Below are 22,934 nucleotides of genomic sequence, written 5' to 3'. Positions count from 1 at the left end.
GTAGGAGCGATAACAACCCTCTAAACCAATAGGGTAGGAGTGATCACAACCTTCTAAACCAATAGGGTAGGAGCGAACGGGTCTGTCTTATTTTCATTTAAAATCAAATGGATATATGTTATTGATTTTCTAAGAAGATGTACAAGGCAATCATACCTATAGATATTGGCCGATATATATAGGGCTGATGGTGCGGAACATTATGGGGTAGGAGTGAACACTAGTTTATTATTGTTTAATAAAATCAATAGTTTAATTTTTTGCTGTTGTGATAGCTTCTATGGTGGATTGGTTACTATCTATTACTTATAGGGTAGGAGTGATCACAGTCACGATTTTTTCAATAAAATCAATGTAATGACGATTCAGTAATTAAGGTTTGTTAATTCTGAATCGTCATTAAAAAAGTACCCAATAGATCATATTTCCGTCGTTAGCTAAATAGTAGGATTAATGGTTTTTCAAGGGCTTACTAGTCCACCTGCAGCAATGAAATTGCGCTATGTAAAGGTTTTGCACAGTCGCAGTTGCCGAATTAAAAAACGATGATAATCTGGCTACAATAAATCAGGAAAGGATCAACAAATGAATTACTTAAAACACAAAACGCTTTCGGTTGCGCTATTAGCCAGCTCACTCCTTATGGGTTGCGCCTCTACCGACCCATACACCCCGCAACATTCCAAAGGGTTCGTTTATGACGATGATATGAGCTTTGCTATGAACGTTATTGATGGTTCTCTTGGCTTTCATAATGGTCTACGTGACGCTCGCCGCCCTAAAGATGCCAATACCTCCCCAACATCATTAGATTATGCCGCAGATGGCATCATCGGTGCTGCATTTGGTGGTGGTCTTGGCGGTGCCTTTTTAAGTATGCTTGGAACAAACCAAGGCAATGAGCCCCTGAATACCTATTACGGCATCGTTTATTACCCCATTAACGAGGGCGCTAACATCCAAACCGTCTTTGACGCGATAGAAAAAGAGTTGATTGCTACCGCAGAGCAGAAGCGCGACCTTAAATTCATCGAAAAGACCTTTAAAGATGACTACACCAGACTCAGTTTCAAAGGCCAAGCCTGTATTGCTCAGACGCAAACAATGGGTTTCACACCAGATGAAACCTGTAACTTCATCCATTATTACAGTCCGAAATTGTTGCGTTATTCCGATGTCACCCCCAATGGCGACAAAGGACATTTTGCCGTTATGGGCTATGAACGATTCTTCACCGGCGGCGCTTTGTCTCTCGATTTAGATGAAAAATACTATGTTTTTACGCCAGTATTACGCAAACGAACAAAATTCCCTTTTGTCTCAAATGCCCAAAAAATTTATCCTTTCCTTAAACCATCTTTATCAGGCGAAAATACCTCTTTATCTATTGAGCAGTTGATTGATATCGACCCTTGGATGAGCCGCTTTTACAACGGTGACAATAAATAAGCTTTCCCTAAAGGGAGCGTGCTTTAGTCCCCTTACCCCCCATTCAGTTCGCAAATCATTGGCCTTGGATATACAGAGCAATCAATTTGGTCTGGATCAAAAGTATCTTTTAATTGATTGGATATTCCGCTTGCATCCCCATTAAATTGCTCAGCCGCTCTTTCATCGGCGGTTTTCCGTGTCATTTCTTGGCACTCAGGATCATCGCTTCCTTCACAGCTCAAGTTACCTAACATTCGACCCGACCCCGTTAGCCGATCAATGTCATAGCCTGTCGTCGATAAAATATCGGCCTCATACATGGTTGATAACCATTCGGACAAATCCAAGCGGTCAAAATCAATTCGTCCAAACTCTTCGATTGTGAAGCCTGGACACTCGGCCATATCTTTGCCAAATTTGCTTCGAGCCATGATCGGCAATAATCCGCGATAACATCGATGAGTAACAACACCAATCTTGGCGGCGCAAATAGCAAACCCCCAAGACATCCTTAGCGCAATACTTATTCCCTACTTTAAAACATTGCTTTTGAGCCAGTTTTACATCTATATCTTGCTCATTGTCATCACATTGAGTTAGTAGGTTTGCTAAAATTTTTACCACGTTATAGATGGTATAAATGAGACCGACAAAGCTTATAATGCTCATGATAGTAGAGGCCATTTCGCCTAAAACTAGATCACCCGCTTGAGTCACTCCATCCGTAACCATTTCTTGCGTTGCTTCTTGAAAGATCATATCGGCTAACGCATCCGGTAATAGATCATTTAAAAGGTATATAACTGCTGCATTTAATGCATCAATGTATCTACCACCCCTTCAGCGGCCGTTTCTCCACCTATCTGAATAGCATCGACGGCACCTTGCATAAACTCTGGATCACCCATCACCGAGCCAGCAAAGTCTCCTACAGCCGTAGCACCGGCATCCCAGCCATTAACAAGCATTGTAGTGAAGTCATCATACAAACCGCCAATTTGGTCAGTTCCCCCAGCCTGAAAGCGTTGAACAGTTAATCAATATAGCCACTTGGGTAAAGCATTACTACACAGCTCAACAACCATTCTCTATTTGAGGTTTGCTTACTGGCAAACCTCCAAGTTCGACAGTCCTCAGTTGCATATGTGTTGAGCAAAGGCATGATTTTCGTGCCACCCAACTCTAGAATATGGCCTGACAAAGCTCCTTTTTCTGTATCTCTTTGTGAAAATAAATGGAAATTTTATACCGAAATCGGTGACCAAAATAATCGCCGCGGGCACAAAATCGCTGAAAAATGACTTAAATCTGTTGAAAGTGAGTTTTCAAAGGTAATGATTTAACTATATGTAATAAATATAATTATTTAGTAAAACCTTCTGATTTCAACTAACGTCGAATAATATCATTTGGTCTTGTGGCGGTCTCCAAAACCGATGGTTGCGGGTTCGAGTCCTGCCACCCCTGCCAAACTTAAAGAAGCCGTTCAGAAATGAACGGCTTTTTGCTTTCTGTTATTGGCTGTTTCTAGCTATTGAAAAAGAACTTCAGCTATCTTGCTAACTAACCGTGACAGTGTTTACCACTAACGTTATCCTATCCATATTGATATAGGCAGCGGAGTTTACGTGGATAAACAGGCTTACCTGGATGCAATGGGAATATCTCGCTGGGTTAGACAAGAGATGCAGTTAAACCCCTGCGTTATTTTGCACGATCAAGGCGTGCAACTTAATCTTGAGCATCCTATTGTGACGAGCGTTTTGGCGCTATTAGAGGTCGATGTGAAGCAGGTTGTTACAAGCTACAATGGGGCAAAGTTATCGCAAGTATGTTGGGATATGCGTAGTGTCAAACGCCCCCAGATTGATACGCTGATTAGTTCGGCGCCTATTGCGGTCTTAGAGCAGCAATCGTCCGCAAAACAAGCCTTATGGCAGTCGATATGTCAGCGAGAGATAAGCGATGCGTGAGCTTAAGTTACTGACACCTGAGGCTATAGCAGAGGTATATGAGATTGAGTTAGCATGCCATCGTTTTCCTATGTCGCTTAGAAATGTAGAAAGTTGCTTTGGCCGTTTTTACCATGTGTTAGGGGTATTTGAAGATGAACAGCTGCAGGGTTTTGCAATTGCTCATATCCTATTTGAAGATGCAACCTTAATGGATATTTGCGTGCTGCCTGCGAGCCAAGGAAAAGGGTATGGCAAGGCTCTGATGGCTGCGGTTGTGGATTTGGCGGCAGTGAATAGCGCAGAGAGATTGATGTTAGAGGTTAGAGCGTCAAGTGCTGGCGCAATTGGGTTGTATCGAGCTTATGGTTTTGAACAAACAGGTACGCGCCACGCCTATTATCAACATGAGCAAGGCAAAGAGGATGCAGTATTGATGGAGCGGTTATTGTAATCCTTGTCTAAACGATTTCTGATAAAAAAATAGCGCCGAAAGGCGCTATTTTTTTATCAAGCTAAGCTTATTTCACTTCTTTGCCTTGGGCTTGTAAATCTGCATGATAACTTGAGCGGACCATGGGGCCACAAGCGGCATGGGTAAAGCCGATTTTTTCAGCAAACACTCGCAGTTCATCAAATTCAGCTGGCGGCACGTAACGTTCAACAGGCAAATGGAACTTGGAGGGTTGCAGGTACTGGCCAAGCGTCAACATCTCAACGTTGTGAGCTCGTAGATCTTGTAAGACTTCAGCGATCTCTTCGTTGGTTTCTCCTAAGCCCATCATCAGGCCCGACTTAGTCGGTACGTTGGGGTGGCGCTCTTTGAACTTTTTAAGCAGATCCAGCGACCATTGGTAGTTGGCTCCTGGACGCGCTTTACGATAGTGCTTTGGTGCAGTCTCTAGGTTGTGGTTAAACACATCTGGTGGCTCAGTCGCCAAAATATCTAGGGCGGCGTCGATACGACCACGGAAATCAGGAACCAAAATTTCGATTTTGATTTCAGGATTTAGGATACGAATCTCTCTAATACAGTCTGCAAAATGTTGTGCGCCACCGTCACGTAAGTCGTCGCGGTCAACCGAGGTGATCACTACATACTTGAGCTTCATGTCTCGAATGGTTTGTGCCAGTTTTAGTGGCTCTTGGGCATCAGGCTTAAGCGGCCGACCGTGGGCAACATCGCAAAACGGGCAGCGACGGGTACAAATTGCCCCTAAAATCATAAAGGTTGCTGTGCCATGGTTGAAACATTCTGCTAAGTTTGGGCATGAAGCCTCTTCGCAGACTGAGTGCAGTCCATTTTTTCGCAGTGCTGATTTGATATCGAGAATGCGCTGGTTTGACGCTGGCAGTTTGACTCGAAGCCAGTCAGGTTTGCGCAGCATGGTTTCGCACTCAGAAGGCACGACCTTGACAGGAATACGAGAGACTTTGTCTGCGTCGCGTAACTTAACCCCTGGTTGTAATCTTTCAGGCCTATTCATATGACTTCGCTAACCCTTGGTGATGTGCTAAATGTTGATAGCCAAGTGTTTGGCTAAAGGTTTGTATTAATTTATCGCCGGCTTCGATAACGGTCTGCGGCCCATTAAGTGGCTTACACTGCGCCATCTCAAGCCCTGCATACCCACACGGATTGATGCGTTGAAATGGTGACATGTCCATGTCGACATTCAGTGCCAATCCATGAAAAGAGCACCCTTTGCGGATACGTAACCCTAATGAGGCAATCTTTCTTTCATTGACGTAGACGCCAGGTGCATCGGCCTTTGGATAAGCCTCTATTTCGTAGAGCGCTAACATCTTAACGATGCTTTGCTCTATGTCGGTGACCAGCTGTCTAACGCCTATTTTTAAGCGTTTGATGTCGAGTAGAGGATAGGCAACGAGTTGTCCAGGACCATGGTAGGTGACTTGACCACCTCGATCGACTTGAATTACTGGGATGTCGCCAGGATTAAGAATATGCTCGCTTTTACCTGCTTGTCCTTGGGTAAAAACTGGTGGATGTTCCACTATCCACAGCTCATCTTGGCTATTCTCATCGCGATTATCTGTGTAGTGCTGCATAGCGTGCCACACAGATTCGTAATCTTGCTGACCAAGATGACGAATGTGTAAAATCTTATCCTTCAAGGGCAACCTCTCCCCTCATCATTTGAGTGCGCTCATTATACGCTTGAAATTAAGAAATGTAAGATGGATCACACTTCTTGTTAGAGCCGTTCTAGGCTAAAGCACTCGTTTCACGCCTTCGATTGCGGCGAGGTCAATATAGAGCTGCTCAATTTGCTCTTTACCGTTAACGATGACATTAATGGTTATTGAGTTATAAGTCCCTTTGCTCGACGCTTTGGTGGTTGGCATATAGTCGCCAGGCACAATCTGCTGCACAACGGCGACGACATCATCGGCTAGCGTGGGTCTAGCGTCACCAACAACTTTGTATGGAAAAGAAGCTGGGAACTCCATGAGTTCGTGGAATTTGGTATCTAACATTTGCGTGGTCTCTTGCCGAATCTGATGGCTTATAAAGTGGGGGGTATTATACCTAATTCAACCCTAGGAGGCTAAAAACAAAAAAAGCCACCCTAAGGTGACTTTTTTTCAATTTGATAAAATTAACTAAACCAACCAGCAAACAGTTGCTTAAAGTAGTCCATCAACTTGCTAAACCAACTTCCTTCATTAACTTCTTGTAGTGTCACCAGTGGGAACTGAGCGATATCTTTGCCATTGAGTTGGAAATAGATACGTCCTACCGTTTCGCCTTTAGCGATAGGAGCGGTCAGTTCTTTGTTTAGCTCGAAGTTAGCTTGCAGGTTTTTAGCTTGTCCGCGACTGATAGTGATAGGAGTGTCAGTGGTCACACCTAAATCGACAGACTCTCTATCGCCATACCAAATCTTTTGGGTGACAAAACTATCGCCAGCTTTGTAAGGAGTGATGGTTTCGAAGAAACGGAAGCCATAGTTAAGCAACTTCTTACTTTCTGCTTTACGCGCGCTTTCGCTTGCAGTGCCCATGACGACAGATACGAGTCGCATGCCATCTTTTGTGCCTGAAGTAACTAGGTTATAACCAGCGCCTGATGTATGGCCTGTTTTGATGCCATCGACATTTAAGCTCTTATCCCACAACAATCCGTTACGGTTATATTGTTTAATGCCATTGTAGGTAAACTCTTTTTCCGAGTAGACGCGGTATTCCTCTGGGACGTCACGAATGAGGGCAGCACCAAGAATCGCCATGTCATAAGCGGTGGTTTTATGATTATCAGAATCTAAACCATGGGAGTTCTCAAAGTAGCTGTCACGCATGCCAAGTTGTTTGGCCCAAGAGTTCATTAGGTCAACGAAACCATCTTCGGTGCCCGCAATGTGTTCAGCCATAGCAACACAGGCATCATTACCCGATTGAATGATGATGCCGCGATTAAGATCTTCTACAGATACTTGCTTACCCACTTCGATAAACATTTTTGATGAGTCTGGAAAGTTCTTAGACCAGGCTTTTTTGCTGATAGTAACTTGATCTTCTGGTGAGATATTTCCCACCTTAATTTCATGACCAATAACATAACTGGTCATCATTTTTGTCAGGCTGGCAGGATTCAAACTTTCGTAGGCATTTTCTTCGGCAATAATCTGCCCTGAATTGTAATCCATCAAGATAAACGCTTTGGCAGCAACTTTGGGGGCATCTGGTGTGACGACTGGCGCAGCAGATGCAGCAGTTGCAGATAACGAGGTCACAAGGAATAGGGTTTTCAAACCATTATTTAAAAATTTCATATTAACAAGGCACGTCTTATGGTTGAATGCAAAAAGATGATATTCGCGAGAGTATAACATTAGTCGACAAGGGAATTCAGTGAAGGTTCATTAATCTGCGGTAAATTAATGGACTAAATTCCCTCGTCGTTACTATTCGGTGATCAGATAACTTTGTGGATAGCCATTTTGTTGCAAGGTTTCGCTTAGCTGAGCCGCGATAGGCTGTCTGCCAATGGGGCCCAGTTGCAGTTTATATAGGTTTCCAGTTTGTTGAATACGGGTGCTAACTTGATATTGAGTCGCTAACTGAGTTGCGAGCGTGTGGATACGGCTTCGATCTGATGAGGCAACCACTTGCACATAGTGCAGGTTGGTATCTTTGAGCTTGGCAAGCGCTATCGATTCAGGGCTTTCAATGTAGATCACTTCAAGTTGTACGTTAGCTGTGCCAGTTTTGAGCATGTCAAGACGATGGGCCGCAGCGTAGGAAAGATCGATTATCCGGTTGTCGTGAAACGGACCTCTATCATTAACGCGAACGATGACCGTTTTGTTATTGCTTAAATTGGTGACCTTAACATAGCTAGGCAGTGGCAATGTTTTATGGGCCGCAGACATAGAGTACATGTCATAGGTTTCGCCATTAGACGTGAGGTGGCCATGAAACTTCGCGCCGTACCAAGATGCAACACCGGTCTTTGTATAACCTTTTCCAGTGTCGAGCACCTGATATTCTTTACCTAAGACAGTGTAGTTTTTGCGATTTCCCCCACGGCTGTAGGGTTCATATTTGGGGTGTGCATCTTCCACAATCGACACATCTGGTGCATCGGTTGGGGCAACATCATCACGTATATGATAACGGCTGTCAGGTTGAGACGAACACGCACTCAAGATGAGGGCAATGGCTAAAATAACCCATAAAGTGATGGTTTTACTGTTTAGCATAAGCGTCTTTTAGTTGTTGGCTAAATTGATAAACCGCCATCGCATATAGCGGGCTGCGGTTATAGCGGGTGATCACATAAAAGTTTTTCAGGCCCAGCCAATAATCTGTTTGCTCAGCTTGAACCAATTCAACAATCATCGCCGGCTGACTAATATCGAGATCGCTGTTTTTGGCTAAGGCTATGTCGGGAGATAAAATATCAGCCACTTGGTAATGAAGCTTTTCACCTTTCCACACTTTGAGATGCTCTGGCAGCTGATGGGTGGTCAGTGGCAAAGTGACTAATGCGCCTTTTTGCCAACCATGTTGATGGAAGTAGTTGGCGACGCTGCCGATGGCATCGATAGGGTTACCAACAAGGTCACGTTTACCATCATGATCAAAATCAACCGCATAATGGCGGTAGCTAGATGGAATGAATTGACCATAGCCCATGGCACCAGCATAGGAGCCTTTTAGGTTATCGACATCAAGTTGTTCCTCTTTCGCTAACGTCTGCAGGTTAGCCAGCTCTTTCCTAAAGAATGTTGCCCTTGGAGTGTAGTGAAAGCCTAACGTATAGAGCGCGTCAATCACAGGGTAGGTGCCCATATATCCACCATAAAAGGTTTCGATTCCTATTATGGCGACAATGATCTCTGGGTCCACCTGGAACTGCTGCGCGGCGTTAGCGATGGTTTCGTGGTGAGTTTGCCAAAAGGTGAGCCCTTTTTCTAAGCGTTTATCCGTTAAGAAAATGGGTTGATAAAGGTGCCAGGGCTTGGCTTCCCAAGGCGTGGTGATAGCGTCAATCACTTTCTGGTTGTAGTTGGCTTTATCAAGGAAGTTCCCGATCTCTTGGTCGCTAAAGCCTGCTTGTTTTTGGCTGGCGATAAACTGCGCCGTGAGCGCGCTAATATCGCCATCTTGGGGAATGATATTGCTGTCAGCCAAGACTGTTAGACTAGATAAACCTAGCGTCAGCGAGGTGATTAAGCGGGTAAGATTGTTCAATCTTAAGTCCTCTATCTATCGATAAATCGCCTGTGGGTATGGATACTCATTAAGATGCCAAACCCGGTCATGAGCGTCAGCATTGAGGTTCCCCCGTAACTGATCAAGGGCAGTGGTACACCAACCACTGGCAACAGACCAGACACCATACCTATGTTGACAAAAATATACACAAAGAAGGTTAAAGTAATACTGCCAGCGAGTAAACGGGCAAAACTGGTTTGTGCGCGAGAAGCAATGACCAAACCGCGGCCGATGACATACAGATAGAGTGCCAGCAAGACCAGACTGCCGATTAAACCAAACTCTTCACCTATCACTGCAAAAATAAAGTCAGTGTGACGTTCAGGTAGAAACTCCAGTTGAGATTGCGTGCCATCTAGCCAGCCTTTGCCCCATAATCCGCCGGAGCCGATAGCAATTTTTGATTGAATAATATGATATCCCGCCCCTAAGGGATCCTTCTCGGGGTCGAGTAGAGTTAACACTCGGGTTTTTTGATAGTCATGCATCAAGAAAAACCACAGGACGGGTAACATAGCTAATACCCCACCGACCACACTGCCGACGATAGCCCAGCTCATGCCAGATAGAAACAGCACGAAAATACCTGAAGCGGCAACTAGGATTGAGGTGCCTAAATCCGGTTGTTTTGCGATCAATAAAGTGGGAATCAACAAGATAATACCGCCCCCCGCAAGGTAACGCTTTTTTGGGGGCAGTGGAAATTTACTGATATACCACGCCATAGTAATGGGGAAGGCCAGCTTAATGAGCTCCGAAGGCTGAAATTCTATAAAGCCTAAGTTAAGCCAACGCTGGGCGCCTTTATTGATCTCACCAAAAAAGTGTACCCCGAGTAGCAGCATTATGCCGGCGATATAGATGGGGAAGGCCCATCGGCGCAGTACCTCAGGATTGATCTGCGCGACAAATAGCATAATGGCGAGGGATAACCCCATGCGCACCAGTTGTCGTTCCATCAGCGCAAGATCTTCGCCACCGGCAGAGTAGATAACGAATAGGCCGTAGCCCATGAGCGCCATTATACCGAGGAGCAGTGGTAGGTCGATATGCAATCGCTGCCAGATATTAGGGCGGTGGTTATGAGCGCTCATTACTTAGGCTCCCAGTTATCTCTAAGGATATATTCATCGAGTAAGGCTCTTGCGACAGGACCAGCATTCACACCACCCCAGCCTGCATTTTCTAATACTACGGCTAAGACGATGGTGGGGGCCTCATAGGGCGCATACGCAACAATTAGTGCGTTATCGCGCAGATGCTCATCAATGGTGTCAGCATCATATTTTTCATCTTCGGCGACACTAAATACCTGTGCAGTACCCGTTTTCATGGCGGCGTTGTAGCCAGCATCAATAAAGCGAGACTTGTGGGCGGTATCTTTCATTGCCTCATTGATGATGTCCCAGTTTTTGGGATCTTTAATCACGACAGGTGGCATCTTATCGATGGGCGAATTGACCTGCACTGTGTCATTCTTAATGGTCTTTAACAGATGCGGCACGAACCGTTCGCCTTTATTCGCTAAAATGGCGGTCGCGTTGGCTAACTGCAATGGTGTCGTGGTCCAGTAGCCTTGACCAATCCCCACTGAGATAGTATCACCGATATACCATGGCTGGTTGTAGCGTAAGCGCTTCCAGTCTCGCGAAGGCATGTTTCCTGCGGACTCTTCAAAGATATCCACGCCAGTGCGCTCACCAAAACCAAATTGGGTCATAAAATTGCTGATTTTATCTATGCCCGTTTTGTAGGCGAGATCATAAAAGTAGGTGTCACAAGAGTGCACGATAGCGCCGTTAACATCGACCCAACCATGTCCCCAACGTTTCCAGTCGCGATATTTACGCTCGACACCTGGGATTTGCCAAAAACCAGGATCCCATACACGGGTTTTAGGTGTCACGACCTTGTCATCCAATCCCAGTAAGGCGATATGCGGTTTGACTGTCGACGCTGGTGCATATTGCCCCTGCGTTGCACGGTTAATCAGCGGTCTCGAGCGTGAGTTAAGTAGCTCGCTGTACGCTTTAGAGCTAATACCGTGGACAAACTGGTTCGGGTCGTAGGTTGGACTCGATACCATGGCCAATATGCCGCCGTCACGAGGATCGATGGCGACAATGGAGCCGCGACGACCTGCCAGTAGCTCCATCGCCTTTTTTTGTAGTTGGAGGTCGAGGGTTAAATAGATATCTTGTCCAGGTTCTGGCGCGACCGATTTTAGGGTCCGAATAGTGCGCCCGCGGTTGTTGACCTCTTCTTCTAAGTGGCCAGGTTTGCCATGAAGCAGGCTTTCATAGAACTTCTCGATACCTTGCTTGCCAATATCTTTGGTTGCTGCGTAATTTGGCCATTCGCCATTGGCTTGTAAGGCCAGCTGGTCGCGGTTGTTGATCCGTCCAACATAGCCTAAAACGTGAGTTAGTAACCCTGCATGAGGGTAATAGCGTTTCAGGCCTGCATCAATCGAAAAGCCAGGGAATCTATGCTGATTAACACTAAACTCAGCGACTTGTGTTTCGCTGAGGCGGTTTTTTATGGTGATAGGCTTAAATCGGCGATGATATTTGAGCGACTCAAGTAATTTTTCACGCTCATCGGTGCTGATGTCGATGACTTTACTCAGCTCATCTAATGCGGCTGAGATATCTTTGACTTTTTCAGGGATCAGTTCTAAGGAATAAAATGGTTGATTTTCAGCAAGCAACTGTCCGTGTCGGTCATAGATAAGACCGCGGCTGGGCGCGACTGGGACAACACGAATGCGATTGTCGTTAGAGCGAATTTGATAATCTTTAAATGATAAGATTTGTAGCTGATAAAGGTTGCCGAGTAAAATTCCGAGTAAAATTACCACGCACACAAAGGTGAAAATAGCTCTACGCTTGAACAGCGAAGCTTCGGCGGCGTGGTCATGCATTGCCATCCGCTTACGTGGCGCCAATTACATTGTCTCCGGCGATGTGATTTGGCTCAGCGTCATGAGCAGATCCTTGGTTTTACGCAGGGAACAGTTGGATTAACAACTACTCTCTATGATAGGGATGGTTATTGTTGACGCTCCATGCGCGGTAAAGGCTCTCAGCAACGAGCACTCTAACGAGCGGGTGCGGCATGGTTAATGCGGATAAGCACCAACTCTGAGATGCTGCTTGCTTACAGGCTGGGGTGAGTCCCTCTGGACCACCAATCAGTAAGCTCACATCTCGACCGTCAAGTTGCCAGCGACTTAATTGTGTCGCTAACTCTGGCGTGGTCCAGTTTTTACCCGGTAAATCTAAACTGACAATGTGATTCCCTTTAGGGATCGCGGCCAGCATGAGTTCACCTTCTTTATGTAAGATGCGCGCGATATCGGCATTTTTCCCACGCTTACCCGCTGGGATCTCAGTTAATTCGAAAGGCATATCGCGGGGGAAACGCCGCTGGTACTCTTCAAATCCTGTGGTAACCCAACTGGGCATGCGGGTGCCTACGGCAACTAACTGTAACTTCATTACTCTGGCTTTTCAGACCACAGCTTTTCAAGCTGATAAAATTCACGGGTCTGATCTTGCATCACATGTACAATCACATCGCCTAAGTCAACTAAGACCCATTCGCTGCTATCACGGCCTTCAACACCATGGATATGCAGATTAGCGCGTTTGGCTTCAAGCACAACGTTTTCAGCAATAGCTTTAACGTGAGTTTTTGATGTACCAGAACAAACGACCATGTAATCAGTAATATTTGACTGCTCGCTAACTTCTAATACGGCAATATCTCTGGCTTTAAGATCTTCGACTTTATCGATGACAAACTGTTTTAACTCGGCGCTTTGCACGCGGCTTTCCTCATTCATTTTTGACAGCGAAGTAGTATAGCAGGTTCTCTTTGGCAAAGTAATTGCCAAAACAGTAAAGGCACTAGGTTTTGGGGACCGAGTAAGCAAAAGGTTGGCTTGGGTCGATGAAGAGTGCTATCGGTAGAGCTGATGCTGCTGAATATATTGGGAAACTTCGTCCGGTAACCCCTCAATAGTTAACTCGCCTGTAAGCAGTTGAGCGCGAATCGCTGTAGACGAGTATGGTTGTGGGGTGATCGCGACAGGTAAAATCAGTCCTGCTTGCTGGCCTTGAGCCACTGCGCTATCCAGTTGGGACTTATCAGCCTGGCGCGCCGCTAAGATTGTGTTCATCTCGCTGCGATTGTCCAGGCTCCAGCCCGGTCGTTGGCATAGTACGATATGGCAAAGCGAAAATAGGCGTTGCCAATGGTACCAACTGGGTAATGAAGCAAAGGAGTCCATCCCCATGATAAACAGAAAATGATTGTTTGGGTGAGCGCGCCTTAGTGTCGCGAGTGTTTCAACTGAGTATGACGGTGTTTGTCGTTGAGTCTCAATATCACACAGTTCTAGCCAGTCGTATTGCTCACACACCAAACGTGCCATGGCTAATCGGTCTGCAGTACTGCTATTAGGTTGTTGTTTATGCGGAGGAATATGGTTAGGCATTAACCAAACCTTATCGAGGGCCAATGCTTCTTTTACCTCTTGCAATGGCTGGATATGCCCCAAGTGGATGGGGTCAAATGTGCCGCCGAGTATGCCTATCTTCATGTTAATCAATATCTATGTGTGCAAGCGTATGATGGGCTTTAGGATCGTACAGTAAACAAAGGTGGCTGAGTGAAGTCCAATCTTCAATACCTTGCTGTTTTAGCTTTAGCTCCAATTTGGAGGCACAGGCCAACATCACCTCAATCTGCTTGAGGCTTAAACGGGACAGTGCGTTTTGGTAGAGGCTTTTACGTTTATCCCAGATCCTCAGTTTGCCCCATAGGCTTTGTAGGCCACCCGTCTCTTGTGCTTGCTTTAGCTGTAGCAGGGTGGTGAGCTCTTTAAATTGCCCCCAGAGTAAAATAGGCATAGCAACGCCTTCAGCTTGTAGTTGGGACAAGATGTGTTGCGCTTTATCTTGTTGATTATTTAGTAAAACATCGGCGAGCTGGAACACGGTAAAGCGTGATTGATCTTCAAAATACTGCGATAGCTGTTCACTACTTATTACCTCGTTTGGATTCAACAATTGCAGTAATTGCAACGCCTGATCGGCGGCGAGGAGATTACCTTCGTACAGGTTATAAAGTAGCTGCTGTGCGTCGGGAGTCAGGTTGAGGCCAAAGTGACGAATCCGCGTTTGTAGCCAACGACTGAATTGCTGGCCTTCAGGTGTAGTGCACGGAATATAAACCCCATCGGTGTCGAGCACCTTAAACCATTTCGATTTCGTCTGTTCGCTGGCCAGTTTGGGTCCACTGATAAGCAGTAACACGTCAGGGTTAGGCGACTTCATTAACTGCTGTAGTATTGTGCTACCTTCGCTACCGGGTTTCGCTTGTGGCAGCACTAACTCAATAATACGTCGACTGGCGAACAGACTCATCGAGTTCCACTCTTCGATGAGCTCATTCCAATTAAAGCCGCTTTCTTGGTTGAGCTGAACCGTCTCTTCGAACCCATCTCGTTTGGCTTGACTAACGATCAGTGTCTTAGTGGTTTCACATAACCAGGGATCGTCGCCAAACACTAAGTAACACTGTTTGAGTGGTGTAAGTTGTTTAGCAAGCTGATCTGGATATACCCGCATTAATTGGTCTCGATTGACGCCAAAATTTGAATGATCTGGTCAGCCGCTTGAATTCGCATCTCTTTGACCAGCAGTTCCATCTCTCGACTCTTAGCTAGAGCGGTCCGTGGGTCATCAAGGTAATCACGATGGATGTCGACATCGAATCGTTGCGCTTCACGTTCAGGCAGTTGTACTGCAAATGACACATGATAGTTGAGTTCATATTCAGCGACATTACCGGTAGGGTAAAGTGATAGTGTTGAGCGATCTAATGCATCATCAATAATACGTAGCGTTGGCACAGTATCACTGGGTTTAGTCACAACAATGGCATTTAGCCGCAGTCGTTCGCGAACTAAACGGGTCAGCTCACTATACTCATCTTGACTGCTAAGGTGTAAGGTTTTTAGCTCATCGGGTAGCGAATAACTGCGTTGCAGTTTAAAGCCGCAGCCGCTGGTAGCTAGGAGAGTAAGTGTCAATAAGGCGAAACACAAGCGTTTGATTAGCATAGGCTAGGCCGTCTATTTCCTAAGTTGATGATGCTCAGCCATCATGGCTTGATGGCTGAGCAAATGGCATTTAGTTTGCTACGATGTTAAGTAGCTTACCTGGTACATAAATAACTTTACGAACCGTCTTGCCTTCGGTGTGTTTAATGACGCCTTCTTCGGCCATTCCTTGTGCTTCAACAGTCTCTTTATCTGCATCAGCTGGAACAGTGATTTTAGCGCGCACTTTGCCGTTCACAGAGACGACGATCAGCTTACTGTCTTCAACGAGTGCCGACTCATCGACTTCTGGCCATAGCACTTCCTCAATCGCCTGTTCGTGACCTAAGGCTTGCCATAGGCTAAAACAGGTGTGAGGAATGATTGGATACAGAAGACGAACAACAGCACATAGTGCTTCTTGCATTAACGCACGATCTTGCTCTGTTTCCATTGGGGCTTTCTGCAGGCGATTCATCAGCTCCATCACTGAAGCAATGGCGGTGTTGAACATCTGACGACGTTCAACATCATCGCCGACTTTGGCAATCGTCTTGTGCAATTCGCGGCGCAGCTCTTTCTGTGCAAGGTTGAGCGATGCAAGATCTAGTGCACTGGTTGCACCTAAAGCAACGTGGTCATGGGCCAGTTTCCACAAACGCTTAATAAAGCGGTGTGCACCTTCAACACTAGATTCTTGCCACTCAAGTGTAAGCTCTGGTGGTGCGGCGAACATCATAAATAGACGCACTGTGTCAGCGCCATACTTGTCCACCATCTCTTGCGGATCGATACCATTGTTTTTCGACTTAGACATCTTGCTCATGCCGGTATAAACAAGCTCATGACCTTGGCTGTCTACTGCTTTAACAATGCGTCCTTTGTCGTCGGTTTCGGTGACAGTTGCATCACTTGGTGATACCCAAACGCGTGCGCCTTTCTCGTCGCTATAGTAGAAAGCATCAGCTAATACCATACCTTGAGTCAGTAGACGTTTAGCTGGCTCATCGCTGTTAACTAAGCCGATATCACGTAGCAATTTGTGGAAGAAGCGGAAATAAAGCAGGTGCATACATGCATGCTCAATACCACCGATATATTGATCCACTGGTAGCCAATAGTTCGCTTTTGCGGGATCTAACATCTGATCGGCGTGTGGACTACAGTAGCGCGCATAATACCAAGATGACTCCATAAAGGTGTCGAAGGTATCGGTTTCTTTAAATGCTTCTTGGCCGTTTATTTTGGTTTTTGCCCACTCTTTATCGGCTTTGAACGGGCTTTGGATACCATCCATTACCACATCTTCTGGCAAAATAACCGGTAGCTGATCTTCTGGTGTTGGCATGACGGTGCCGTCTGCCAAGGTCACCATAGGAATAGGAGCCCCCCAATAACGCTGACGTGAAACACCCCAATCGCGAAGACGGAAGTTCACCTGACGCTTGCCTTTACCTTCGCTTGACAGTTTTGCATCGATGGCGTCGAACGCAGCTTGGAAATCAAGGCCGTCCAGCTCTGGGAATGAGTCGCCAGAATTAAATAGCACACCCTTTTCAGTGTAAGCTTCTTCACTAATGTCTAAATCGCCGTCAACTGGCTTAATAACCCCCTCAATCGCTAAACCATATTTGGTCGCAAACTCGTAATCACGCTGGTCGTGACCAGGTACAGACATTACCGCACCGGTGCCGTAATTCATCAACACAAAATTAGCTGCCCAAATTGGCACTAACTTACCCGTTAATGGGTGAATTGCTTTTAGGCCCGTATCGACACCTTTTTTCTCCATTGCTGCCATAGCGGCCTCAGTGGTATCGGCGTTTTTACACTCTTCGATAAAATCGGTGAGTGTTGGGTTGTTTACAGCAGCTTGTGCAGCGAGTGGGTGACCCGCAGCAATCGCAACATACGTAACCCCCATCACGGTGTCTGGGCGTGTGGTATAAATATCGAAGCTCTGGTCACTGTTGGCGACTTGGAAGGTCATTTCTATACCTTCACTGCGACCAATCCAGTTGCGCTGCATGGTTTTAACTTGCTCAGGCCATTCATCGAGCTGGTCGATATCGTTTAACAGCTCTTCAGCATAGTCGGTGATCTTAATAAACCACTGTGGAATCTCTTTTTGGATCACTTGCGTGTCACAGCGCCAGCAGCAACCGTCTTGAACCTGTTCATTCGCTAACACGGTTTCATCATTTGGACACCAGTTAACAGAAGCCGTTTTTTTGTAGACTAAGCCTTTTTCGTACAGCTTAGTGAAGAACCACTGTTCCCAGCGGTAATATTCGGGCGTGCAGGTGGCGATCTCACGACTCCAGTCATAACCAAAACCCAACATTTTGAGCTGGTTTTTCATGTAATCGATGTTCTCGTAGGTCCAAGGCGCAGGTGCGGTCTTATTGTTAATTGCCGCATTTTCAGCTGGTAAGCCAAAAGAGTCCCAACCTATGGGCTGTAATACGTTTTTGCCTTGCAGACGCTGGTAACGAGCCACTACATCGCCTATGGTGTAGTTACGGACATGGCCCATATGCAGTCGACCAGAAGGGTAAGGGAACATGGAGAGACAGTAAAATTTCTCTTTGCTCTCATCTTCGGTTACTTCAAATGTTTTAGTGTCTTGCCAGTGCTGCTGCACCTTAGCTTCAATCTCTGAAGGTAGATATTGCTCTTGCATTGATGATTCCCGGCCGTGCCGCTTATTATTTGATCTTGCGCACATTGCGCGCGAGTTAGATCTGCATAGAATAAACTAGAAGTGAGTCATTAAAAAGGTTCGCATGAAGGAGTATTGAACATGAGTGAACGAAGCAGTGCGTTACTATCGCTTTATGAGGCCCTGATCACGCAGGTGAAGTCAGATTTTTCTGATGATAACAGTATGACTGTAAAGGAGTTATATAAAGTAGTTACCACTAGCAAGCAGTTCTTAACTCTTAAAGATCAAGCCAAAGAGGATGAACTCGCTTTAGTCGAACAATTTTTAAAACGTGACATTGCTAGTTACCTGCAAGAGAAAAACGCGACCGACTTGAGCCATAGTCCGACCATGATAGCGGTTGAAAATACGCTTTGGCATTGGCTGAGTGAAATTACCGACCGTAGCCAGGTTGAATGGCATGAGGTTTCACAAGATTTTAAACATCATGGTTATTATCAAAGTGGTGAAATTGTTGGGCAAGGAACTATGGTTTGTACCAATTGTGGCCATGAAATGCGTATCGAGTTTCCAGGTGTGATCCCTGACTGCCCAGAATGTGATAGCGAACAATTTACCCGAGAAGCACTAGCACCATAGCTCGTTCTAGGCTGAATCACGCCTCGTATAACGGCAGCGGGGTGTTGCAGGTTATTGGGGGGAACTCTACTATTTGGGGGATGTCTCCCAAGTAAAACTCGCTTTTTAATTTTGTGCTGACAGATACAATTTATGCTGTTTAGCTATTTCTATTGCAGCGGCAGGTAATTAGTCGCTGTTTGTCCTATATTTAATTCATTAACTCGATAGCTGAGTTTGCTCCTTGGTAGTCAGTGTTATTGACGCCAATATCTGTTTCTATCTATCTCTGTTTTGCTGTTGCAGTGTGGCCTAAGTAGCATCAATACGATGTTAGATTGTTATCTTGTTTAAGCGTAGGAATTTTGATTGCTGCGCTATTTAGATATTAGAAAGGAAGTCTGAATGAAATTTGTTCATAAGATCGTTATTGCCGTAAGCCTTATCTTACTAGTGTCCCTAGGTTTTTTGTCTGGTTATCAATATTTTCAGGTGAAGGAGCAAATCGAACAGCAGGTTAACAGCAGCGTTCAAGAGTTAGCAGGCTCTATGAACAGTAATATTCAGGCTGTGATGGCAGAGAAGTCTGATCTGACGACTTACGCTGTTTCAATGCTTGGTAACGACTTAAGTGACAGTCATTTTGTAGAAGTGCTCTCTAAGCCGATAATCAAAAAGCATTTCTTACTGGCGGGAATGGGTTTAGAGAATGGTCACTTTATCGGGAACGACCCTAATTGGAACCCCGGTGCAAGCTACGATCCCCGTAAACGTATGTGGTATCAAGAAGCAAAAAAACAGGGCAAGCAACTATTTACAGAGCCTTACGCCGATGCGTCGAGTGGTGAGATTTTAGTGTCGACGGCTGCGCCTTTATACGATGGTGGTCAGTTTGTTGGGGCCCTATTTACAGATATTAGCCTAAAGAGTCTCGCTGAAATCAGTAATCAAGCGAGTTTGTTCGGTGCTGGTTATGCCTTTATTGTGGGCAAAAATGGCGACTTTATTGCTCATCCTAAAGCGGAGCAAAATGGTCGCTCCATGGCACAATTCTTTGGCGGGAATTTAGATACCAATGCTCAAATGAGTGAAATCGATATAGATGGGCAGCCACATATTATTATTTTCAGTCCGTTAAAAGGGCTTGATTGGAACCTCGGCATTGTGTTGGACGAGAGTATCATTTTTTCTGCTGCCACGGATTTACGCAGCGATGCGATACTCTATCTAGTGTTATCTTTGGTGATCGCCACGCTAGTGATGAGTGGCATCATTAAACGTTTGATGCGTCCTCTTGATGTACTCAATGAGGCGATGGCAGATGTTGCGACGGGTGAAGGGGATCTCACGCGGCGATTAAGTACCGATTCGGATATAGAGTTCGCGACACTTGCGGGTAATTTCAATAGTTTTGTAGTTAAACTGCAGAATCTGATTCAACAGGTTAAGTTAATTGGTGTTGAAGTTACCGCGGGTACTGAGTCGACGGCGAGAGGGGCCAGTGAAGCTACTGAGTCGATGGGGTTGCAAACGCAAGAGGTTGAGCAGTTAGCCACGGCGATGCATGAGATGGCAACCACGGCTTCGGACGTTGCAAACAATGCACAAGGGGCTGCTTATGCGGTCCAACAGGCCGACAATGCGGTAAGTGAAGGTGCGAGTGCGGTGCAGATGACTACCGAATCCATTGCGCATTTGTCTGAGCAGATTGTCCAAGCGGTGACAGTGGTCAAGGAGCTCGAAGAGGATACCGTAAGTATCGAATCTATTTTAAGTGTGATTAATGAGATTGCTGGGCAGACAAACCTGCTGGCGCTGAATGCTGCAATCGAAGCGGCGAGAGCAGGCGAGTCCGGACGGGGTTTTGCTGTTGTTGCCGACGAAGTACGTAGTTTGGCAGCGAGAACTCAAGAGTCAACATCAGAGATTAAACAAAAAATCGATAAATTACAGCAAGGTGTAGCGGCGGTGGTGAATGTGATGGATGATAGCCGCACAACTACAGAGAGCACGGTGACTAAAGCGAATGCAGCCAACGAAACCTTGAGCGACATTCGTCGCAGTATTGAAGAGATCACAGATATGAACTTGCAGATCGCTAGTGCGGCTGAAGAGCAGAGTCAAGTGGCTGAGGAGATGAATAAGAATACCTCCAATATTCGCGACCTTTCTATGCAGGTGGCTGAAAATGCCCAGCTCACCAACGAAGCGATGAGTGAACAGCTCGAGCATGTTAAAGAGCAAGAAAAACTGCTGAATCAGTTTATTGTTTAGCTTTAATTGTAGAGTGTAAAAAAATACCCGCCTTAGCGGGTATTTTTATCTCTTGTGATCAGCTATCGAGTCGTTGCGCTAGCAACCAGCGTCTATGATGAGATAAACCGGTTGAGCCACTGCGGTTGCTTGGCGATAACTAAAATAACATTGGTCATCGGTGACGCGGCCGTCTTGGTTGTCGTCATAACCAATGTAGGTAAAATTTGGATTGTTATATTGAATAACAAATATTTCGTCCAGATCTAACCATTTTTCAATATCAGTATTATCCAAATAGCCAGATAGTAGGCGGGTATCGATATTGCCATCGCCGTCAATATCGACGTCCAGCAGATCATCGCGGCCAGAAACGCCTTGTGAGACTAAACTTGGCATTTGGGATTTGGCGTAAACAAGGCTGTTTGCCGCTTTAGTGCTGGCTTGTATCTGGGTAATGGCTTGCGCTCTTGCTTCCGTTGACAGCCCGATAAACTTTGGTGCTGCAACCACGGCCAGAATGCCGAGAATAATAATGACAACAACGAGTTCTATAAGCGTGAAGCCTTGATCACTCTTCAATGTGTTTGTTTCCTTTTATCTTAAATCTTTTTCTTACCAGACTAATAAATATGCTGAAGAAGCTCAGCAGCAAAACTGGCCACTGCCCCCATTTAGCAAACACCGTTTCGCCCTCAACGAGTGGGATACTGACATGCAAAACGGCGGTTTCAAATTGGGGTAATTTATCGGTGATCTGACCTTGAGGATTAACTGCTGCCGTGACCCCATTGTTGGTGGCTCTGACCAAAGGGCGACCAAGTTCAATTGCGCGCATTTGCGCGATTTCCATATGTTGCAGTGGGCCATTTGAGCTGCCAAACCACGCATCGTTAGAGACAGTTAGGAGTAGTTCTGTATCGGCATTAACATTGGCGCGTAATTGTTCAGGGAAGGCTATTTCATAGCAGATTGCCGGGGCAACTTGGTGACCTGCCGCATTTAAGTTAGCTTGCTGATAGTCACCTCGGGCAAATGAGGACATAGGTAGATTAAAGAGTGGTGCGAGTGGACGTAGCAGCGCTTCTAACGGAACAAACTCACCAATTGGTAATAGATGGTGCTTTCTAAACTCATTGCTGCCATCGCCGCGATAATCGGCTTCACTTTGCATTGGACTGTTATGGTTACCAAGAACGATTAATGAGTTATAAAAATTATCCTGCTGACGGCTAATGATGCCGGTGATAATAGCACTGTCATTAAGGTTGGCGACCTTGTTGGCATTGTCGAGAAAGTCTTCAACCATATACTCAGGGGCTGGAATCGCGGCTTCTGGCCAAATAAAGATATCGGTGTTCGCAAACTCAGGACGAGACAAGTCCATATATTTGATCATGGTTGGCCACAGTGCTTCAGGTTGCCATTTCATGCTTTGAGCAATATTGCCTTGTACCAAGGTGACATTGACCTGCTTGCCTGTCTGTGAAATCGGAGATAGCACTGTGGCAACCTTGCTACCTATAAGCGCGACAACAATAATGATGACGGTGGGCGCAAATCGTCTTTGCCAGGATGCCTGGTTAGCCTGAAGTAATAGCGCAAGGCTGCCCGCTAACATTGCGAGAAGGTAGCTTAGCCCCAATGCCCCAATGGCACTAGCAAGCGGGCTAAATGGGCCACTGGTTTGGGTGTAGCCACCCCAAAGCCAAGGAAAGCCTGTTAGTACCCAGCCTCTGGCCCACTCAGTCACAACCCACAATGCAGGAAAGAGCAGTAAATAACGCAAATACATAGATTTTGGAGACATTTTTGCTAATAGAATGCCAGCCAATGCGGGATACAGTGCAAGGTAAAGTGCTAGTAAGGCCATTAACCCTACGGAGGCGATTAAGGGGAGCCCGCCAAAGGTATCCATGCTGACATGTACCCAGCTTATTCCGACAGAGAAGCAGCCAAAACCAAAACTTAGCCAATAGGTAAAAGCTTGTTTAGGTCGGAGTAACTCGCTATGCCTCAGCGCAAAGGCTAATGCAACAAGATAAATGGGCCAAAGGCCATAGGGGGCAAAGGCAAGTGCAGTACTGGCACCCGCTAGATAAGCGAGTACCAGTCTAATCTTGGCATGATGGGCAATAGCCCTAAGTCGTAGCAGCATTAA

24 protein-coding genes are annotated in these 22,934 nt (G+C 45.9%); 5 read left to right on the top strand and 19 right to left on the bottom strand.

Features of this window, described 5'->3' with window-relative positions; translation table 11 throughout:
- The first annotated feature begins 585 nt into the window (after positions 1 to 585).
- Complete coding sequence (locus L876_RS0111815) at positions 586 to 1,449, top strand: hypothetical protein (RefSeq protein ID WP_028764000.1); 864 nt, start codon at positions 586 to 588, stop codon at positions 1,447 to 1,449.
- Positions 1,450 to 1,481: 32 nt separating this feature from the next.
- Here L876_RS0111815 and L876_RS23290 read toward each other — a convergent pair whose 3' ends face one another.
- The 3 genes from L876_RS23290 to L876_RS22765 form a co-directional block, all read right to left on the bottom strand.
- Positions 1,482 to 1,772 carry a hypothetical protein gene (locus L876_RS23290; RefSeq protein ID WP_162149000.1) on the bottom strand — a complete coding sequence of 97 codons (291 nt, stop codon included), beginning with the start codon at positions 1,770 to 1,772 and terminating at the stop codon, positions 1,482 to 1,484.
- A 16-nt stretch (positions 1,773 to 1,788) separates the two neighbouring features.
- Positions 1,789 to 2,100 (bottom strand): conjugal transfer protein TraN, encoded by a 312-nt coding sequence (gene traN / locus L876_RS23285; protein WP_428829720.1) that lies wholly within the window; start codon positions 2,098 to 2,100, stop codon positions 1,789 to 1,791.
- A gap of 143 nt (positions 2,101 to 2,243) precedes the next feature.
- Complete coding sequence (locus tag L876_RS22765) at positions 2,244 to 2,399, bottom strand: hypothetical protein (protein ID WP_156029418.1); 156 nt, start codon at positions 2,397 to 2,399, stop codon at positions 2,244 to 2,246.
- Positions 2,400 to 3,059: 660 nt separating this feature from the next.
- Between L876_RS22765 and L876_RS0111800 the strand changes: the two genes are divergently transcribed.
- On the top strand, positions 3,060 to 3,404 hold the full coding sequence (locus tag L876_RS0111800; protein WP_028763998.1) for a hypothetical protein: 345 nt from the start codon (positions 3,060 to 3,062) through the stop codon (positions 3,402 to 3,404).
- Positions 3,397 to 3,837 (top strand): ribosomal protein S18-alanine N-acetyltransferase, encoded by a 441-nt coding sequence (gene rimI / locus L876_RS0111795; protein WP_028763997.1) that lies wholly within the window; start codon positions 3,397 to 3,399, stop codon positions 3,835 to 3,837. Before L876_RS0111800 ends, rimI begins: the two co-directional genes overlap by 8 nt.
- A gap of 67 nt (positions 3,838 to 3,904) precedes the next feature.
- Here the strand turns inward: rimI and lipA are convergent, their stop codons facing one another.
- The 14 genes from lipA to leuS form a co-directional block, all read right to left on the bottom strand.
- Positions 3,905 to 4,870: a lipoyl synthase gene (gene lipA, locus L876_RS0111790; protein ID WP_028763996.1), complete on the bottom strand. Its 966-nt coding sequence runs from the start codon at positions 4,868 to 4,870 to the stop codon at positions 3,905 to 3,907.
- Entirely contained in the window at positions 4,863 to 5,522 is a 660-nt protein-coding gene (gene lipB / locus L876_RS0111785) for a lipoyl(octanoyl) transferase LipB (RefSeq protein WP_028763995.1), read from the bottom strand. Before lipB ends, lipA begins: the two co-directional genes overlap by 8 nt.
- Before the next feature lie 96 nt (positions 5,523 to 5,618).
- Positions 5,619 to 5,885, bottom strand: coding sequence for a DUF493 family protein YbeD (gene ybeD, locus L876_RS0111780; protein ID WP_028763994.1), 267 nt, complete (start codon positions 5,883 to 5,885; stop codon positions 5,619 to 5,621).
- A 122-nt stretch (positions 5,886 to 6,007) separates the two neighbouring features.
- Positions 6,008 to 7,180, bottom strand: a complete 1,173-nt coding sequence (locus L876_RS0111775) for a serine hydrolase (protein ID WP_028763993.1) — start codon at positions 7,178 to 7,180, stop codon at positions 6,008 to 6,010.
- A gap of 132 nt (positions 7,181 to 7,312) precedes the next feature.
- Positions 7,313 to 8,110, bottom strand: a complete 798-nt coding sequence (locus L876_RS0111770; RefSeq protein ID WP_028763992.1) for a septal ring lytic transglycosylase RlpA family protein — start codon at positions 8,108 to 8,110, stop codon at positions 7,313 to 7,315.
- Positions 8,097 to 9,044, bottom strand: coding sequence for a lytic murein transglycosylase B (gene mltB / locus L876_RS0111765; protein ID WP_245686988.1), 948 nt, complete (start codon positions 9,042 to 9,044; stop codon positions 8,097 to 8,099). The genes L876_RS0111770 and mltB overlap by 14 nt, the downstream gene beginning before the upstream one ends.
- Before the next feature lie 71 nt (positions 9,045 to 9,115).
- Positions 9,116 to 10,222, bottom strand: a complete 1,107-nt coding sequence (gene rodA, locus L876_RS0111760) for a rod shape-determining protein RodA (protein ID WP_028763990.1) — start codon at positions 10,220 to 10,222, stop codon at positions 9,116 to 9,118.
- Entirely contained in the window at positions 10,222 to 12,075 is a 1,854-nt protein-coding gene (gene mrdA / locus L876_RS0111755) for a penicillin-binding protein 2 (protein WP_028763989.1), read from the bottom strand. The genes rodA and mrdA overlap by 1 nt, the downstream gene beginning before the upstream one ends.
- A gap of 82 nt (positions 12,076 to 12,157) precedes the next feature.
- Complete coding sequence (gene rlmH, locus L876_RS0111750) at positions 12,158 to 12,628, bottom strand: 23S rRNA (pseudouridine(1915)-N(3))-methyltransferase RlmH (RefSeq protein WP_028763988.1); 471 nt, start codon at positions 12,626 to 12,628, stop codon at positions 12,158 to 12,160.
- Positions 12,628 to 12,957: a ribosome silencing factor gene (gene rsfS, locus L876_RS0111745; RefSeq protein ID WP_028763987.1), complete on the bottom strand. Its 330-nt coding sequence runs from the start codon at positions 12,955 to 12,957 to the stop codon at positions 12,628 to 12,630. Before rsfS ends, rlmH begins: the two co-directional genes overlap by 1 nt.
- Before the next feature lie 135 nt (positions 12,958 to 13,092).
- On the bottom strand, positions 13,093 to 13,734 hold the full coding sequence (gene nadD, locus L876_RS0111740; protein ID WP_028763986.1) for a nicotinate-nucleotide adenylyltransferase: 642 nt from the start codon (positions 13,732 to 13,734) through the stop codon (positions 13,093 to 13,095).
- Position 13,735: 1 nt separating this feature from the next.
- Positions 13,736 to 14,764, bottom strand: a complete 1,029-nt coding sequence (holA, locus tag L876_RS0111735) for a DNA polymerase III subunit delta (RefSeq protein ID WP_028763985.1) — start codon at positions 14,762 to 14,764, stop codon at positions 13,736 to 13,738.
- Positions 14,764 to 15,258: an LPS-assembly lipoprotein LptE gene (locus L876_RS0111730; protein WP_028763984.1), complete on the bottom strand. Its 495-nt coding sequence runs from the start codon at positions 15,256 to 15,258 to the stop codon at positions 14,764 to 14,766. Before L876_RS0111730 ends, holA begins: the two co-directional genes overlap by 1 nt.
- A gap of 70 nt (positions 15,259 to 15,328) precedes the next feature.
- Complete coding sequence (leuS, locus tag L876_RS0111725) at positions 15,329 to 17,920, bottom strand: leucine--tRNA ligase (protein WP_028763983.1); 2,592 nt, start codon at positions 17,918 to 17,920, stop codon at positions 15,329 to 15,331.
- Between the two features lie 120 nt (positions 17,921 to 18,040).
- Here leuS and L876_RS0111720 point away from each other — a divergent pair, with 120 nt between their 5' ends.
- Positions 18,041 to 18,541 carry a zinc ribbon-containing protein gene (locus tag L876_RS0111720; RefSeq protein WP_028763982.1) on the top strand — a complete coding sequence of 167 codons (501 nt, stop codon included), beginning with the start codon at positions 18,041 to 18,043 and terminating at the stop codon, positions 18,539 to 18,541.
- Between the two features lie 384 nt (positions 18,542 to 18,925).
- The gene (locus L876_RS0111715; RefSeq protein ID WP_028763981.1) at positions 18,926 to 20,794 is read left to right on the top strand and encodes a methyl-accepting chemotaxis protein; all 1,869 of its coding nucleotides are present in this window, start codon (positions 18,926 to 18,928) and stop codon (positions 20,792 to 20,794) included.
- Between the two features lie 78 nt (positions 20,795 to 20,872).
- Here the strand turns inward: L876_RS0111715 and L876_RS0111710 are convergent, their stop codons facing one another.
- Together L876_RS0111710 and lnt are read right to left on the bottom strand one after the other, a co-directional pair.
- Complete coding sequence (locus tag L876_RS0111710) at positions 20,873 to 21,355, bottom strand: type II secretion system protein (protein ID WP_028763980.1); 483 nt, start codon at positions 21,353 to 21,355, stop codon at positions 20,873 to 20,875.
- Positions 21,345 to 22,931 carry an apolipoprotein N-acyltransferase gene (gene lnt / locus L876_RS0111705; protein ID WP_028763979.1) on the bottom strand — a complete coding sequence of 529 codons (1,587 nt, stop codon included), beginning with the start codon at positions 22,929 to 22,931 and terminating at the stop codon, positions 21,345 to 21,347. The genes L876_RS0111710 and lnt overlap by 11 nt, the downstream gene beginning before the upstream one ends.
- Positions 22,932 to 22,934 lie beyond the last annotated feature (3 nt).

The organism is Shewanella colwelliana ATCC 39565 (assembly GCF_000518705.1).
Lineage (GTDB): Bacteria > Pseudomonadota > Gammaproteobacteria > Enterobacterales > Shewanellaceae > Shewanella > Shewanella colwelliana.
The sequence above is the reverse complement of the archived record's forward strand: the minus strand, read 5'-3'. Positions and strand labels throughout refer to the sequence as shown.